Consider the following 16,484-nt stretch of genomic DNA (forward strand, 5'->3'; position numbering starts at 1 on the left):
GTTCATGCATTATTGTTATCTTGTTTCAAGCTCAGCTATCTTGCTTTGAGTGAAAGTACCTATAGTGACTTTCACCCAAATTTAGATATTATTGATTCACACCTTTTTCCATCGCTTTCCAAGCTAATGTCGCACATTTAATACGTGCCGGAAATTGAGAAACACCTTGCAGTGCCTCAACATCCTCAAGGTCATATTTTTCGCTATAGTCTTCGCCCATCATCATTTTAGAAAAAATTTCAGCAAGCTCTAATGCTTCCTCTACTTTTTTCCCTTTAATGAGCTGCGTCATCATGGAAGCAGAAGACATTGAAATTGAACAGCCCTCACCGTCAAACTTCGCATCTTCTACAATACCGTCAGTCACTTTTAGCGTTAAGTGAATACGGTCTCCACAAGTCGGATTATTCATATCGATAGTAACAGCATCTTCTTCAATAGATCCTTTATTACGAGGATTTTTATAGTGATCCATAATGACTGAACGATATAGTTGATCTAAATTATTAAAAGACATCGCCAAAATACTCCTTCGCAGAACGTAACCCTGCAACTAGGCGGTCAATATCTTCCTCCGTGTTATATAGATAGAAGCTTGCACGCGCTGTCGCTACTTGTTGAAGACATTTCATTAGTGGCTGTGCGCAATGATGTCCTGCACGAACAGCAATACCATTCATATCAAGAACCGTTGCCACATCATGTGGATGTACATCGTCTAGGTTAAACGTTACAAGTCCACAACGTTTCATTGGATCACGTGGGCCGAAAATTTTAAGTCCGTCAATTGTTTCAAGCTGATTCATCGCGTAGCCTGCAAGTTTATGCTCATGCTCCGCAATGTTATCTAGCCCAATTTCAGTTAAGAAATCAATAGCGGCTCCTAAACCTACTGCACCTGCAATAATAGGAGTTCCACCTTCAAACTTCCACGGTAATTCCTTCCACGTTGAATCGTAAAGTCCAACAAAGTCAATCATTTCGCCACCAAATTCAATTGGCTCCATCTTTTCAAGGTGTTCCTTTTTACCATATAGTACACCTATTCCAGTTGGTCCGCACATTTTATGACCTGAGAACCCTAAGAAATCTACATCTAAATCCTGCACATCGATTTTCATGTGTGGTGCTGCTTGTGCACCATCCGCTACCATTACAGCACCATTAGCATGCGCGATTTGAGCGATTTCTTTAATCGGGTTAATCGTTCCAAGGACGTTTGACGCCATTGACACCGACACAATTTTTGTTTTAGGTGTAATTGTCGCACGAACCTTTTCTAGGTTAAGTGTGCCATCCGCTTCAAGCTCAATATATTTCAGCGTTGCATTTTTTTCCTTTGCTAGTTGTTGCCAAGGAATAATATTAGAGTGGTGCTCCATGTGAGTAATCACAATTTCATCACCTTCAGCAACATTAGCACGACCATAACTTGATGCAACTGTATTTAAAGCAGTTGTAGTACCGCGAGTAAAAATAATTTCTTGTGTTGATGTAGCATTAATAAAATTACGAACCTTTTCACGCGCCCCCTCATACTTGTCAGTTGCACGGTTCCCTAATGTATGCACACCACGGTGAACATTGGAATTATCGAATTCATAATAATGCTTCATTGCTTCAATCACTTGAATAGGCTTTTGAGAAGTTGCTGCGCTATCAAGGTAAACAAGCTTATGACCGTTTACTTCCTGATCTAAAATTGGGAAATAGCTTTTAATGTCTTTATTCATCATTAGCGAACTTTCCTTTCAATAACCTCCGTCAGTTGCTTTTGAACTCCTTCGATAGGTAATTGCTTCACAACTGGCGCAAGGAATCCATGGATAACAAGGCGCTCTGCTTCTGCTTTCGAGATACCACGACTCATTAAGTAGTAAAGTTGTAGTGGATCTACTCGACCAACAGATGCTGCGTGTCCTGCTGTTACATCGTCTTCATCGATCAATAGAATTGGGTTTGCATCGCCACGAGCTTTTTCAGAAAGCATTAACACACGTGATTCTTGCTGCGCATCCGCTTTTGTCGCACCGTGTTCGATGTAACCAATACCATTAAAGATTGATTGTGCTGCATCTTTCATTACACCATGCTTTAAGATATGACCATTTGAGTTCTTACCCCAGTGACGAACCTCAGTAGTAAAGTTAAGTTTTTGTTCACCGCGACCAACAACTACTGTTTTTGTATCAGCATGAGAACCGTCACCGATTAGATGTGTAATGTTTTCAGAAATAGTATCTGAGTCATTCATTAAGCCAAGAGCCCAATCTACTTTCGCGTCACGAGCTAGTCGTGCACGACGATTTACATAAGTAGTATATCCTTTCGCAAGTACATCAACCGCACCGTAAGTTACTTGTGCATTGTCTTGAACTACTACTTCTGCAATAATGTTTGCTTGACCTTTTGCTTCTTCAACTGTTGAAATATATGTTTCAACATAAGTTACAGCTGAATTTGCTTCAGCAACAACTAACACGTGGTTATATAATGAAGCTTCTGCATTATCATTTAAGAATACTACTTGAAGCGGCTGTTCGATAATGACATTTTTAGGTACGTATACGAACACACCACCGTTAACAAGTGCCGCATGAAGCGCTGTTAATTTATGCTCATCAACTTTTACAGCTTCTGTCATAAAGTACTTTTTAACAAGGTCGCCATGTTCACGAACCGCTGTTAAAATATCTGTAAAAATAACACCTTTATCAGCTAGTTCTTGTGATGTTTTAATGAAAGCTGGTGTGTTATTGCGTTGAACATAAAGATTTTCTTGTGCCTCAAAATCAATTAAACCTTTTGCTTCTTCTGGTAATGCATCAAGTGAAGAGAATCCTTCACTGTCAACTGTGTGAGTTGGGAAATTTACGAAATCCCATTTTGTAATATTTGTTCTGTCTGGTTTTGGCAAATCTAAACCAGTTACTTTGTCTAGTGCTGCCGCGCGAAGTTCTGTAAACCAAGCCGGTTCTCCATTTGCTTCCGAGAACGAGCGCACGTCCTGTACTGTTACAGGCAAGTTAAGTTCCACTGTCATGCTAGTTCGTCCTCCCTCTTATGCTTCTTGTTCTTCAGTTTCTTCTTCGATACCTAATTCTTTTTTAATCCAGTCATAGCCTTCAGCTTCTAAACGTTGCGCTAATTCTTCTCCACCTGATTTAACAACGCGACCTTGCATCATTACGTGTACATGGTCTGGTGTAATGTAGTTAAGTAGGCGTTGGTAGTGAGTGATCATTAAGCAGCCAAATCCTTCTCCACGCATTGCATTGATTCCTTTAGAAACAACTTTTAGTGCGTCAATATCAAGACCAGAGTCAATTTCATCTAAAATTGCGAAAGCTGGTTTAATCATCATTAATTGAAGAATTTCGTTACGTTTTTTCTCACCGCCAGAGAAACCTTCATTTAAATAACGTTGTGCCATATCTTCGTGCATTTCAAGGAAATCCATGTTTTTATCTAATTCACGGATAAATTTCATTAGAGAAATTTCATCGCCTTCTTCACGGCGTGCATTAATAGCTGAGCGTAAGAAGTCAGCATTTGTTACACCAGCGATTTCAGAAGGATATTGCATTGCTAGGAATAAACCAGCTTTAGCACGCTCGTCCACTTCCATTTCTAGTACATTTTCGCCATCAAGTTCTACTGTACCAGAAGTTACTTCATATTTAGGATGACCCATAATTGCAGAAGCTAGTGTTGATTTACCAGTTCCGTTTGGTCCCATGATTGCATGAATTTCATTTGTATTAATTGTAAGGTTTACGCCTTTTAAAATCTCTTTCCCGTCGATTTCAACGTGAAGATCTTTAATAACTAAAGTTGACATGAAAATACCTCCATAGTGTGTTCAGTGAATGGTGAACCATTCCTTAATTATCATCATTCTAATCTTAACTGAAAATCGTTCTCTATGCAAACCATTTCAATCACTTTCATTTTCATCTGAAACAATCCTTAATAATAAAGAGTTTGTAAGCATTTTCAGATTATTGCTAATCGTCATTGACAATGAGAATCAACTTTCCTCATTTTCAATGAAATAATTCTAATTGAGAATCAGTTTCATCTAGCTACATAGTGAAAACCCCGCAGAAAGTGCGAATTGTAGCTGTTTTGTGACAAAAATGTATAAATAACAATACCAATACTATAACCATTTTTATTAGAATAGAATCAAATAAAGGAAAGTCTCTCGAGAGTACTAGTTAATATAACATGGGGTTAATTTCCGTTCCGGCTGGGCGATTTCATGGAGGCGTCAGCCGGAACGGAAATCAACTTATAAACATGGTATTAGTTTTAACCAATGTTGTTCCATACTTTGGGTGGGCCAAAATTATTATTTTTCCCTTTGCCTATTTTATATAGATTGTTCCTTGAAAATATCGATTATGATTGAATATGCAGTTTCAGGAGGCGGTCAAAATGTGGAGATTTGTGTATGTATGAAGCAGTAAGTAAATTAAAGAAGCAGACCAACAAACTTTATTATTTAAGACACTTGAACAAGGTCTCTATCTAAAAGAAGGAAGTAATTAATATAGAAGTACAGATATAAAAGAAGAAACTATTATGCCAATACCAAAACTCAACGACAGCTTATTGATTTCTCTCAAATCACCCGATTCCTTTTTCATCTCTTTGAAAAATTTTGTCGTCATAAACACGCCGCCCATCAATAACACACAACCGATAGACGCAACGATGTCCGCTCCTACAGCTTTACCCATTTCGATGGCCGCTACCGCTATAAAGTATATGCAAGCAGCAAACAAATATAGAGCTTTTTCCTTCCTCTCTAATTTTCTACTTTTCTTTTTCTCCACTTTATACCAATTCTTCAAATCTTCTTGCGACACATACTGCGCAACAACGGCTTCTACTTGTTTCGCACATTTTTTTTGGACTTTGACCATATAAAAACCTTCGTATTCTTCAGGCGACCGCTTTAAAATTCTTTTATTCTTATTTCAAACGGAATGTAGGACAGCTTCTTCTGAATGTCCAATCAACATTTTCTTTTTAAACAAACTCAGCACCTCTTACGAATAAGTTAAATTACGCTTAATTATATTATTCCATTCGCCTTTTCCACCAATCCAAAATATTCCACAATCTTTTAAATATCTGACTCTTTCATTTAACAACAATCTTTGAGAAAACTGCCTTCTTCTTACTTCCTTGAGCTCCAATGAAGTTACTAAGCATCTCCTTCAATTAAAACTTGCTAGCCAACATTTGTTTATTTACAATTATTTTTCATCTTAATAGTATATAATTGAGATATAATCAATCGTATTTTTCGATTAATAGAGGTGAAGATCTAGTGGAGTTACGTCAATTACGTTATTTTGTTGAAGTTGCTGAGCGTGAACACATTTCAGAAGCTGCCGTACATCTTCATGTTGCTCAATCTGCAATAAGCCGACAAATTGCTAATTTAGAAGATGAATTAGGCACACCACTTTTTGAACGTGTCGGACGAAATGTTAAATTGACACCGATTGGAAAAATATTTCTCGAGCACACTATTACTGCTTTAAAAGCCATCGATTTTGCCGCAAAGCAAGTTGAAGAATATTTAGATCCTGCTAAGGGTACGATAAAAATCGGTTTTCCAACGAGCTTGGCTAGCTATGTATTGCCAACTGTTATTTCAGCCTTTAAGCGTGAATATCCAGATTTGCAATTCCAGCTCCGCCAAGGCTCCTATCGTTTTTTAATTGATGCAGTCAAAAATCGTGAGTTAAATTTAGCTTTTTTAGGCCCTCTTCCACCAAAGGACGAATCGATCCATTCAACAATATTATTTACTGAAAATATTGCCGCATTACTGCCAGCAAAACATCCATTAGCCAAAAAAGAAAGTATTCAGCTTGCCGATTTACGTAACGATTTATTTGTATTATTCCCAGATGGATACATATTACATAAAGTAGCTATGGATGCCTGCCGAGCTGCCGGCTTCTCGCCAAACGTCATCTCCGAGGGTGAGGACTTAGATGCACTAAAGGGTCTTGTCGCTGCAGGCATCGGGGTCAGCTTATTACCAGAAAGCTCACTGTATGATTCAACTGCTCGCTTCACAGTAAAAGTACCGATTAAAGCACCAGCGATTCCAAGAACAGTCGGTATTATTTCACCTGTAAACCGTGAAATTGCACCATCAGAAAAAATATTTTTAGACTTCGTGACAAATTTCTTTTCACGCCTTTCTCAATTCCAATAAAAAAAATCGCCGTAGCTGGCGATTTTTTTAGTTTAAGGTGCTTTCATTCTTCAGTTCGGCGGTTTTATCCGTCACCTTGGCTCTTCTTTCCGTCTCATCGGCAATTCTATCCACAACTTTGGCTGTTCTATCCACGATTCTGTCGTTTCTATCCAAGACTATGTCGGTTTTATCCGTCACCTTGACTCTTCTTTCCGTCGCTCTGGTTTCCATCCGTCACTTCGGCTCTTCTTTCCGTCTATCTCGCCTTTCCATCCGTCGCATCGGCAATTCTATCCGCAGCTTTGGCTGTTCTATCCACGATTCTGTCGTTTCTATCCACCACTTTGGCTGTTTTATCCACGATTCTGTCGTTTCTATCCACCACTTTGGCTGTTCTATCCACGATTCTGTCGTTTCTATCCACGACTTTGGCTGTTTTATCCGTCACCTTGACTCTTCTTTCCGTCGCTCTGGTTTCCATCCGTCACCTCGGCTCTTCTTTCCGTCGCTCTCGCCTTTCCATCCGTCGCATCGGCAATTCTATCCGCAACTTTGGCTGTTCTATCCACGACTTTGACGATTCTATCCACGACTTTGGCTGTTCTATCCACGATTCTGACGTTTCTATCCATGACTTTGGCTGTTCTGTCCGTCACTCCGGCAATTCTTTCAATCATTCCTTTGATTGTTCGTTAATCCATTGTAACGTTTTTGAGCCTAGACCTCCGGCACGCCATAAAACAACCTCATGGTAACTTCTCTTTTGCACGTGCGCTGTCCATTTTTTAAGTGTTTCAAGATCGGCATACCAAACTTCATGCTTAACATTTTGTTCATCTAAAAAAGTGAAATAAGCCGCACCACTTGCTTGATCGCGTTGTTTAACTGCTTTCGTTTTGTTTAGTAAGTCCTCTGCCTCAACCTCCGTTAAAGCAACCGTCTTGCCTTGATTTATCCATTGGAATCCGCCAGTTGAGAAAGCAATCGCTAATTTTTGATTAGACTTTTTAATTTTTTTTACTAAGTCATTTAAAAATGAATAGGTCGCCTTTGCACCTGGGCCACTATGATATCCATGCACATTATAAGCCATCACAGTATATTTAGGCCCATTCGGTAATTTAATATTAAATGGAAACTCTGGCTCTAGTACGACATGTAATGAAACATCCTTTTTTAATAGCTGTTCATAAAGTTCATCTATGAATTGGACGTACCTAGAGAGATCCTCTTTAGCAACCTTTTCATAATCAATTTCGATACCATTCATATTGTATTGTTCAACAACCTGCATAATATTATCAATATGTTGCTGCCTTGATGATGCATCTTTAAACAACCGATGTAATAACGCACTATCCTTCTGAACTATTGGGGCGTTATCTGTAACATAATCGTTAATTAACGTGAGTATAACATGATGTGATTCATTAAATTGTTGCTGTGTTTGTTTCAATGTTTCTATCGCATCTTCAGTAAATAATAATTGGTCATTCTCATTAAAATAAGCACCAAAAACGTGAATGTCTTGTAAGCCCTGTTGTGAATTTTTCACATCCTCGATGGCAGATTTATTTTGCCATTCAGGTAACCAAATAGACAATTGAAGCTTGTCTTTGTACTTCAACCCTTCCCTTGCCTTAACAGGTGCTTCTTTACTATTACTACAAGCTGTGATAATTAGTAGTGCTATACAGATAAACAGAATAATTTTTTTCACTTGAATCTAGTTCCCCCCGTTTTAGAAGGTTTCAATAAAGAAATCAACAACATTATTAAATAAAGTCAATGTTTTGTGCTTTACTTTATCGAATTTCGTATATTGGTTAGTAAAAAGCGTCTGATCGTTAACATCTGTAATCAAAATATCTTCGATGAATGTATCATAAATATCATCTGCATACTGTTCATGCGATGTTTCCTTTTTGCTGAACAACGCACCAAATCCAATTTTAGATCCTTGAATGTCAGGATTTACTTGAATTGTCTTGGATAATACCTTATCTACACCTATGTTAATTTTACCATTTTCTACATAAATGTTAAATACTCTCGTTTTTGTTAAGTTTCGTGGATACTCTTCCTCGTCAATTCTAGAGCCTTTTTGCGTATCCAGATAATCGTATACAGTAGCCTTATTAAATGCATACTCTTCTTCATTCCACTTTATTTCGTTTAACGGAAAACGTTCTTTCTCAACAACGCTTGATTCTGGTGATTTTTCAAAAACAACAATCTCATTATCGATTAATGCCACCCGAATATAGCTATTATATTTTTCATCATAGTTTAAATAAATAGATTGTTGTCCTACGACATTCCCTTTAAAGGCAAAGTTTATATTATATTTCTCTGGCAGAGTTTCCTTCAATATTACCCGTCCTTCACTAGAAGGTTCCGATGTTATTGTAATCTCATTATTTTCAAATTCTGCTGCCCCCTTCAATACAGACCATTCTTTTGCCCGTTGACGATCTCCGACTTCAAATTCTACATTTTGCTTACTAGCTTGGCGGATTTTCATCATCACATGATTGGTAGACCAATAGGGGGATACTTGTAATCTACTTAAATTGTAGAGATTAGCATCCGCATCATTATATGCCCCTAGCTCCAAATTGAAATGCATTTTAAATATATCTTTAATTTCTTTAGTATTCGCACTTTCAACTAACGAATCCATATTATTATAAAGTGAGTTGGCATGCATAATAGCATAGACCTTTGGAACTTCTCCTAATTCCTCCTCATAAATATCATGCATTAGCTTGTAATCTTTTCGGATACGCTTTTCCATTTCTTGTCGCGTTTCACTTGGAATCATATATTGATTGCGGATGAAGTCCATTAAATAATGATTATAATATTCGATAGTCGTTTTATTCGGCACATTATTTTCATCTTTTACACCTAACGACTGTCCTTTATCGTTATACATATTAATATATGTCAGACGGTACCCATTAGAGCCCAACTCCCAATAGCCACTTTTCTTCATGAGTAATAAGTCTTTCGGCTTTAAAAATTTGTTGTCCCGTGTATCCATTTTATTGGCGTACGTAAACATGGTAGCTTTAAAATTTAGATCCTCCATGATGTTTTGGGCAAATATACTAGAATCTGTACGTCCATCTTCAAATGATAAATACAACGCCTTTTCTGGCAATGGTTTGTTTTTCTGATAAAAATCTAAAATATCCTGCTGAGTAACGGTTGTATAGCCTTGACTTTCAAGCAGTGCTAGTTGTTTTCTCAAATTCTCTTTAGATACATATTTAGGAGATTCACCCCTGCTCACCCCAAAATATGATAATGCGATGAAACCATCTTTATTCACTAAAGGAACCGTTTCCTCTACCCTTTTATCCGTTAAAAATACCACACGTATTAAAATAACAGCTAAAAATACAACGATAATCGTTTGAACAATTGATCGTATTATTTTCCTTCGATTCTTTTTAGCTGGATTTAATACAACATTTTTTTCACTCATTCCTTCTCACCCATTTTGCTAATTTTTAGAATCGAAAATCGAGATTTTCGTAATTTTTGTTTTTCTAATTTCTTTTCTTTGGCGATGACATCTTGAGGTGTTTCTCTCGTACCCCAAGTTGATTTCCAAAATGTAACCCATGCAACAGGCATTTGCCACAGCAAAATAAATTCATAGAACAGTACAAAGATAAAACCAAACGTCCACAATTTACTTTTTCTAAAGAAAAGATGGGCCAAGCTCATTAACATTGCCATCAATAACAAGCCCATTAAAAATGTAGTTGGAAAAATGCCATGCATAATTGGCACATAACCTAAATTGTAAACAACAACAATAGGCGCTGCTATTGGTACGATTAAACCGATGATGAAGAAAAGAAACATAAAAGGTTCCTTCTTCCACATAAATAAAAATGCTCGTAACGATTCGCGTAGCCATGATCGTTTCCATCTCATTTGTTGAGATAAAAAGACTTTTGTATCGGATGGAACAATTGTAGAACATACAGCATTGTCCTGATATCCCGTTCGATGTGTTTTCAAAATATAGTTTGTCATACTACGGTCATCCCCGAATGTCGCAGGCTGTCCAAGAAATTTTTGGTTTAACCATGCTGTCTCGTTCTTCAAAATAAGCTCTTTTCGATAACATGCTAAAGGACCAGATAAACAAGTGACTGTATCGAACCAAGATTCAGCAGCTTTCATGATCCGAAAGGCGATATAATAGCGAACTGTTTGCAATTTTGTCAAAGCATTTGTAAATTTATTTTCCACTTCTGTTCGTCCAGCCACACCACCCATTTTAGGATCTTGGAAAGGCTGTACTAAATTTCGAATGGCATGAGGTTCTAAAAAACTATCAGAATCTACGAAAACAACTAAATCATGTTTAGCAAGATGCACCCCTGCCACTAAAGCCTCTCGTTTCCCCCCATTTTGAGGTAGTTTATAGAAGCTTAAACGATCCTCCGTTTTAAAACGCTCACCCTCGTTATGAATAAGGTCAATCATTTCTTTTGCTTTTTCCTCAGTTTTATCTGTTGAACAATCATCTACAACAATAACCTCTAGTTTGTCTACAGGATAATACTGATTAATACAACTTAAGACTGTTCTATGAATCCATTGTTCTTCGTTAAATACTGGAATAATAATAGAAACGCCTGGTTCAAACTTAGGGTTTATCGGAACAGTCCTATAGAAAATACCAAATAAATATCTACTTAAAAGAAAAGTTGCAGCAATAATACTATATAGATATAAGAATTTATTGAATCTAAAATAAATGACACTTTCAGCCCGCATTAACATAACGATTAGAGAAACTACCAATAAAAATATACTTGCCATAAAGATTGATAGTCCCCATCGTTTTTTTATCATATAGTCATTTAAAGGCTGTAAAAATTCACATGCATAATAGCATCTAGTTTCACCATCTACTTCTTTTGTAAAGTGACGAACAACTTTCGCTTTTACCTTTACCTTAGATTCATAGCCCTCCGGCATCGCACCACCAGGTATGGTGAATTTCATCGTAATAATTTCATCTATTAAAAAATGATTAGGACTATTTGAAAATACAAGGATACCTGTTACCGAAATATCCTCCGCATAATGTTTATCACTACCCTTTTGCTTTGCTCTTTTAATTTGTACTTCAAAATTCGTTTCATAGCGTAAACTTAACAGCTGTAAACGATATATTTCATTGACATCTGTAGGGTCGATTTCCTCCTTTTGATACGAAGCACCTCGACGATTAACGAGATTTCGTACATGTTCTGGGTCAGGAATATTCGATAAAATGCGTCGATCAGAGCGTGGTATCGTTAAAATCTCTTTTTTCTTATTCATGATTATCAATTCACTTTCTTATTTGAATCTTCTTCAATCCAAGTCGACATTTTCGCAAAACTATACCCATCTTTTTGCAGCTTTTCAATGATTAACGGCAATGCTTCAACTGTTTTTGTACCGTCTAAAATGTGCATAACAATCACCTTTCCTGGAGCAATTCGAGTCATCACACGATTATAAATATCTCGAACGGTATATTTTAAATTCCAATCGAATGATGCTATATCGTACATAGCAATAGATTTAACACCTGTAGCGGCAATAATTTTCGCTGACTCCTCATTAATAGCACCTTTATTAGGTCTGAAATACAGCAAAGGTTCTTCCTGTAAGGCGTATGTTAACGCCTTATGTGCCATCACGACATCCTGTTGTAACTCTTCTGGTGTCATTGTCGTAACATCAAGGTGATTGTAAGAATGGCTTGCAACCTCATGTCCTCTCTCAACAATTAATCGTGCTAATTGCGGATCCTTTTCTACACCTTTGCCAATTAAAAAGAATGTAGATTGAACATGATACTTATCAAGAACATCTAAAATTTCTTTAATTCTCTCCTCACTTGCCCAATCATCGAAGGTTAAAGCAATTTCTTTTTTTGAAGTATTTTTACGGTAGAACATATTTGGTTTAACATTTTTGTAATCTGGGTTCATTTTAATAGCATCATAGCCTGCAATTTCCTCTAAGGATTTTGCTAAATATCGTTCAGCTAATACATCCGTTAATGTAGAGAAAACGTATCCTTTTTCTTCCCCTACTTTAGACAGTAGTGGTATAACATCAATAATCGCAGGATTAATGTACGTGTTTAAATGAATAACAGAGCCGCTGTTGATAAAGCGATGAATATAATCCACTATTTCCTCAGCACTTTGCATATTTCGATCTTTCGGATTAATGGAAGACTCTACAACTCCCTTCATATTGAGGGTTTTAGCCGCTAAACGCATATTGTCAGTTGAGTCACCGGAACGACTACGAACGTATTTCGGTGTATAACCTAATTGCTCTTCAAAAACTTCATTCGCTAAATAAATTTCTTTATACGTTTCTTCATAATTTAAATCAGTCATTTCAGTAAATGTTAATGTTCCGTTTTCTACCTCGTGACCTTTAGTTAAAATGTCCTTCACTAACTCCGGATCTTGCGCTACTCGTGTACCTTCTACAAAGAATGTTGCCTTCATGTTAAATTGATCTAATACCTTTAATAGACGCTGCATTGTTTCATTGTCTGCAAGCCCATTAAAGGTTAATGCTACCTTTGGACTAATAATACCTATGTGACTATAAGTATCACTCATCGTCCCATCATGTTCCTTTACCTCAATTGTTGAATCAACTGGTTTAATCTGATTTTGAGTAGACGATTGACACCCAGCTAAAAATAAAATGATTAATAGACTACATAATTTTAGTCGTATCATTTCTAAAGAATCCCCTTATAATTTGTAATAATTTTCACTTTTAAATAGATATTGGGTATTTCTCGTATCAAAAATTAAAGCAGCATGTTGATCAATTAATGAATAATCAATAGTTGCATGATTCGTTAAAATGACGACAGCATCAGCTTTTTGAATTAATTCTCGTGTTAGTGAAACAGTGTTAAAAATGTCGTTATCAACTGAAAATGTTCCGATAAATGGATCAACAACCTTTAGATCACACTGCTTTTCCTTTAATTTCTTAATAACATGTAGTGCTGGTGATTCTCGGAAATCATTAATATTAGGCTTATAGGTAATTCCAATAACTACAATCTCTGCTTCACGTATCTCTTTTTCCTGTGCATTTAAATAATTTTCTAGTCTTTCAACTACAAAGTTCGGCATGGAATCATTAATTTTATCTGCTGCCTCAATTAATGTTGCAGAAATACCATGCTGCTGGCCGGCCCATAATAAATATTTAGGGTCTACTGGTATACAATGACCGCCAACTCCAGGGCCAGGTGTAAATGGCATAAAACCATAAGGCTTTGTTGAGGCGGCTTCAATAACTTCCCACACATCGATATCCATCTTATGGCAAATCTGACTTAATTCATTGACTAGGGCAATATTAATTTGTCGAAATGTATTTTCTAGTAACTTTTCCATTTCAGCAACGTTTGGACTTGTTACAGCAAACACATTTGTATTGATTACTTTTTCATAAAAAAGCTTGGAAACTTCTAAACAAGCTGCTGTTATGCCGCCAACTACTTTAGGCGTATTGGAAACTGAAAAATTTAAATTCCCAGGGTCCACACGTTCAGGAGAATAAGCTAAAAATATATTATGCCCAATAACGAAGTTACCTTTTTCAAGAATTGGTTGAACTATTTTTTCGGTTGTTCCGGGGTAAGTTGTACTTTCAAGAATTATTAAAGTATTAGGGGACATGTTTTGTTCGATTGCATTAGCTGCATCAACAATATACGAGATATTAGGTGTTCCATCTGCAGTCGTAGGTGTCGGTACACAAATAATAATGACATCTACATGTGCAAGTTTAGAAAAATCATTTGTCGGCTCAAGGTTCTCTTCATAAATTGCTTTTTCGATGATTGCATTAGACATATCAGCAATATAGCTAACACCACTTTTTAATTTAGAAATTTTTTCATTGTCTTTATCGAAACCAATTACTTCAAAACCTTTCTTGACGATCTCCAAGGCTAATGGGAGCCCCACATAGCCAAGTCCAATAACCCCAATTACAGCACTTCTTGTTTTGATTTTTTTTGATATAGCTAATATCGGTGACTCAATTTTTATTCCCATAAGCAATTACTCCTTGTCTAAGTTATTTTAAATTCAAAGACTACTTCTCAATTGCTAATTCTTTTACGCTTCATTCATTTGTATTATGAATTCCCCTCATCCACACACCCATTCTCAGTAATATAATCCACAAATTTGAAATTTATATCTCTCCACACATATAGTACTAAATAAAACTAAACATTTTCTAAACAAATTCCATACAAAATGAAAAAACAACTATCTTATCGCATTTTTTTCTAACAAAATCTTAAATTCAATTCTTTAGCACTACGTTTTTTCAATAACTCTCTACATAATCATTAAATTTTATTAAATTTTAACAAGCACAAACTGTAATAATTTGTAACAAAAAAATTCACACTATTCTTTTAAGGCTATTTAATTATTAGTAAATCCATGAGAAACGCTTTATAATCACAAACTGAAAAATGCACTCTCTCATTAATCTTTAAGAAAACTCCAACATCTGTATACTCGATTAGCAATAAATCCTAAGCAAAAAAAAAATCGCCGTAGCAGGCGATTTTTTTTTGCTTAGATGATGCTGTCCATGACTCATCCTGTATTAATTAGGTTTTTTGTTGAAACGATCAACAATCATAGATAATGCGCCATCTCCAGTTACATTTGTAGCTGTACCAAAGCTATCTTGCGCTAAGTATAGTGCGATCATTAGTGCAAGCATTGTATCATCGAAGCCGAGCATTGTTTGTAGTAAACCTATTGCTGCCATAACTCCCCCTCCAGGGACACCTGGTGCAGCAACCATTGTAATACCTAGCATAAAGATAAAGCCGATATATTGTGCAAAACCTATATCCATACCATTCATCATCATAACACCTAAAGAACAAGTGACGATTGTGATCGTACTACCTGATAAATGAATGGTTGCAAAAAGTGGGATTGTAAAATTCGTTACTTTTTCTGAAGCTCCAGTTTTTTGTGATTGTCGCAATGTAATCGGAATAGCTGCAGCTGATGATTGTGTGCCCAATGCTGTAAAATACGCAGGTAACATTGTTCGAAGTAACATAAGTGGATTTTTCTTATTTAAAGTTCCCGCAGCAGTGTATTGTACCAGCAATATTACCCAATGCATCACAATTATAAGTACGAAGACAATTGCGAAGACAGATAAAATTTTTGCGACTTGCCCACCAAATGTCATGTTCAAGAAGATCCCAAAAATATGAAATGGTAAAAGTGGAATAATAACAAATGAAATTAATTTTTCAATGATCTTATTAAACTCTTCAAAACCGCGTTTCATCACATCACTTTGAATGGCTGTCATTCCAATCCCTACGATAAATGCAAAAATTAATGCTGACATAACACCCATTAATGGCGGCATTTCAACTTTAAAGAATGCCTGTGCTAAAAATCCCTCTGGGTTTTTCATGCTTTCCATAGCACCATTTGATATGAAATTGGGCAACACATTTCGCGCTACCAAAAAGGCAAATATTCCTGCAATGATTGTTGAGAAATAGGCAAAGAATGTTGCCAAACCTAATAATTTCCCGGAGCCTTTCCCAAGCTGAGCAATGCCCGGAGCAATAAATGCAATAATAATAAGTGGTACAACAAAATTTAAAAAATTACCGAATAAGCCATTGAATGTTGCAAATATACGTACAATTGGCTCTGGCATAAAGCTTCCGAGTATTACCGCTAACAAAATAGCGACAATAATTTTTGCCAATAGACCAAATTTAAGCTTCATTATATTGTCCTCCTTAAAAATACAACTGTCTTTCTAGAATGTAATATTAGTAATTTAACATAAACAATCGTGAGAATATACAGTTCAATAAATAGACGGAATTATAAAATATTTTTATATTTTCAAACAAAATAGTTCATTATCATAACGTGGGGTCGATTTCCGTTCCGACTGGGCGCTTTGTTGCTGCCGCTTCGCTTTCGCTACAGAAAACATTTGTTGCTGCCGCTTCGCTTTCGCACAGAATAAACATTTGTAGCTGACGCTTCGCTTTCGCTACAGAAAACATTTGTTGCTGCCGCTTCGCTTTCGCACAGAATAAACATTTGTTGCTGCCGCTTCGCTTTCGCACAGAATAAACATTTGTAGCTGACGCTTCGCTTTCGCTACAGAAAAC

Annotated in this window: 15 protein-coding genes; 1 reads left to right on the forward strand and 14 read right to left on the reverse strand. The window is 36.5% G+C overall.

Annotated elements, in window-relative coordinates:
• Nucleotides 1–88: 88 nt before the first annotated feature.
• The 5 genes from sufU to C7Y47_RS22240 all read right to left on the reverse strand — a co-directional run bounded on the left by sufU (nt 89) and on the right by C7Y47_RS22240 (nt 4,931).
• Nucleotides 89–517: a Fe-S cluster assembly sulfur transfer protein SufU gene (gene sufU / locus C7Y47_RS22220; RefSeq protein ID WP_142510737.1), complete on the reverse strand. Its 429-nt coding sequence runs from the start codon at nt 515–517 to the stop codon at nt 89–91.
• Nucleotides 507–1,736: a cysteine desulfurase gene (locus C7Y47_RS22225; RefSeq protein ID WP_132361791.1), complete on the reverse strand. Its 1,230-nt coding sequence runs from the start codon at nt 1,734–1,736 to the stop codon at nt 507–509. The genes sufU and C7Y47_RS22225 overlap by 11 nt, the downstream gene beginning before the upstream one ends.
• Nucleotides 1,736–3,043 carry a Fe-S cluster assembly protein SufD gene (gene sufD, locus C7Y47_RS22230; protein WP_142510738.1) on the reverse strand — a complete coding sequence of 436 codons (1,308 nt, stop codon included), beginning with the start codon at nt 3,041–3,043 and terminating at the stop codon, nt 1,736–1,738. Before sufD ends, C7Y47_RS22225 begins: the two co-directional genes overlap by 1 nt.
• 18 nt (nt 3,044–3,061) lie before the next feature.
• Nucleotides 3,062–3,841, reverse strand: a complete 780-nt coding sequence (sufC, locus tag C7Y47_RS22235; protein ID WP_142510739.1) for a Fe-S cluster assembly ATPase SufC — start codon at nt 3,839–3,841, stop codon at nt 3,062–3,064.
• Nucleotides 3,842–4,550: 709 nt separating this feature from the next.
• Nucleotides 4,551–4,931: a hypothetical protein gene (locus C7Y47_RS22240; protein ID WP_142510740.1), complete on the reverse strand. Its 381-nt coding sequence runs from the start codon at nt 4,929–4,931 to the stop codon at nt 4,551–4,553.
• A 410-nt stretch (nt 4,932–5,341) separates the two neighbouring features.
• Between C7Y47_RS22240 and C7Y47_RS22245 the strand changes: the two genes are divergently transcribed.
• Nucleotides 5,342–6,244 (forward strand): LysR family transcriptional regulator, encoded by a 903-nt coding sequence (locus C7Y47_RS22245; protein ID WP_142510741.1) that lies wholly within the window; start codon nt 5,342–5,344, stop codon nt 6,242–6,244.
• A 27-nt stretch (nt 6,245–6,271) separates the two neighbouring features.
• Here C7Y47_RS22245 and C7Y47_RS22250 read toward each other — a convergent pair whose 3' ends face one another.
• The 9 genes from C7Y47_RS22250 to C7Y47_RS25120 form a co-directional block, all read right to left on the reverse strand.
• Nucleotides 6,272–6,457, reverse strand: coding sequence for a hypothetical protein (locus tag C7Y47_RS22250; protein WP_142510742.1), 186 nt, complete (start codon nt 6,455–6,457; stop codon nt 6,272–6,274).
• Between the two features lie 25 nt (nt 6,458–6,482).
• On the reverse strand, nt 6,483–6,707 hold the full coding sequence (locus C7Y47_RS22255; protein ID WP_142510743.1) for a hypothetical protein: 225 nt from the start codon (nt 6,705–6,707) through the stop codon (nt 6,483–6,485).
• Nucleotides 6,708–6,899: 192 nt separating this feature from the next.
• A complete protein-coding gene (locus C7Y47_RS22265; protein WP_142510745.1) occupies nt 6,900–7,946 on the reverse strand; it encodes a glycosyl hydrolase family 18 protein in 1,047 nt (348 codons plus the stop codon).
• A 21-nt stretch (nt 7,947–7,967) separates the two neighbouring features.
• Entirely contained in the window at nt 7,968–9,719 is a 1,752-nt protein-coding gene (locus tag C7Y47_RS22270) for a polysaccharide deacetylase family protein (protein ID WP_142510746.1), read from the reverse strand.
• A complete protein-coding gene (locus C7Y47_RS22275; protein ID WP_142510747.1) occupies nt 9,716–11,581 on the reverse strand; it encodes a glycosyltransferase family 2 protein in 1,866 nt (621 codons plus the stop codon). Before C7Y47_RS22275 ends, C7Y47_RS22270 begins: the two co-directional genes overlap by 4 nt.
• A gap of 5 nt (nt 11,582–11,586) precedes the next feature.
• The gene (locus C7Y47_RS22280) at nt 11,587–13,014 is read right to left on the reverse strand and encodes a polysaccharide deacetylase family protein (RefSeq protein ID WP_142510748.1); all 1,428 of its coding nucleotides are present in this window, start codon (nt 13,012–13,014) and stop codon (nt 11,587–11,589) included.
• Between the two features lie 15 nt (nt 13,015–13,029).
• Nucleotides 13,030–14,355, reverse strand: a complete 1,326-nt coding sequence (locus C7Y47_RS22285) for a nucleotide sugar dehydrogenase (protein WP_142510749.1) — start codon at nt 14,353–14,355, stop codon at nt 13,030–13,032.
• 568 nt (nt 14,356–14,923) lie between these two features.
• A complete protein-coding gene (locus tag C7Y47_RS22290) occupies nt 14,924–16,087 on the reverse strand; it encodes a dicarboxylate/amino acid:cation symporter (protein WP_142510750.1) in 1,164 nt (387 codons plus the stop codon).
• Between the two features lie 142 nt (nt 16,088–16,229).
• Nucleotides 16,230–16,484: hypothetical protein (locus tag C7Y47_RS25120; protein WP_185903567.1), on the reverse strand; the 255-nt coding region annotated here is incomplete at its 5' end.

Source organism: Lysinibacillus sphaericus, from assembly GCF_006864135.1.
Classification (GTDB): domain Bacteria; phylum Bacillota; class Bacilli; order Bacillales_A; family Planococcaceae; genus Lysinibacillus.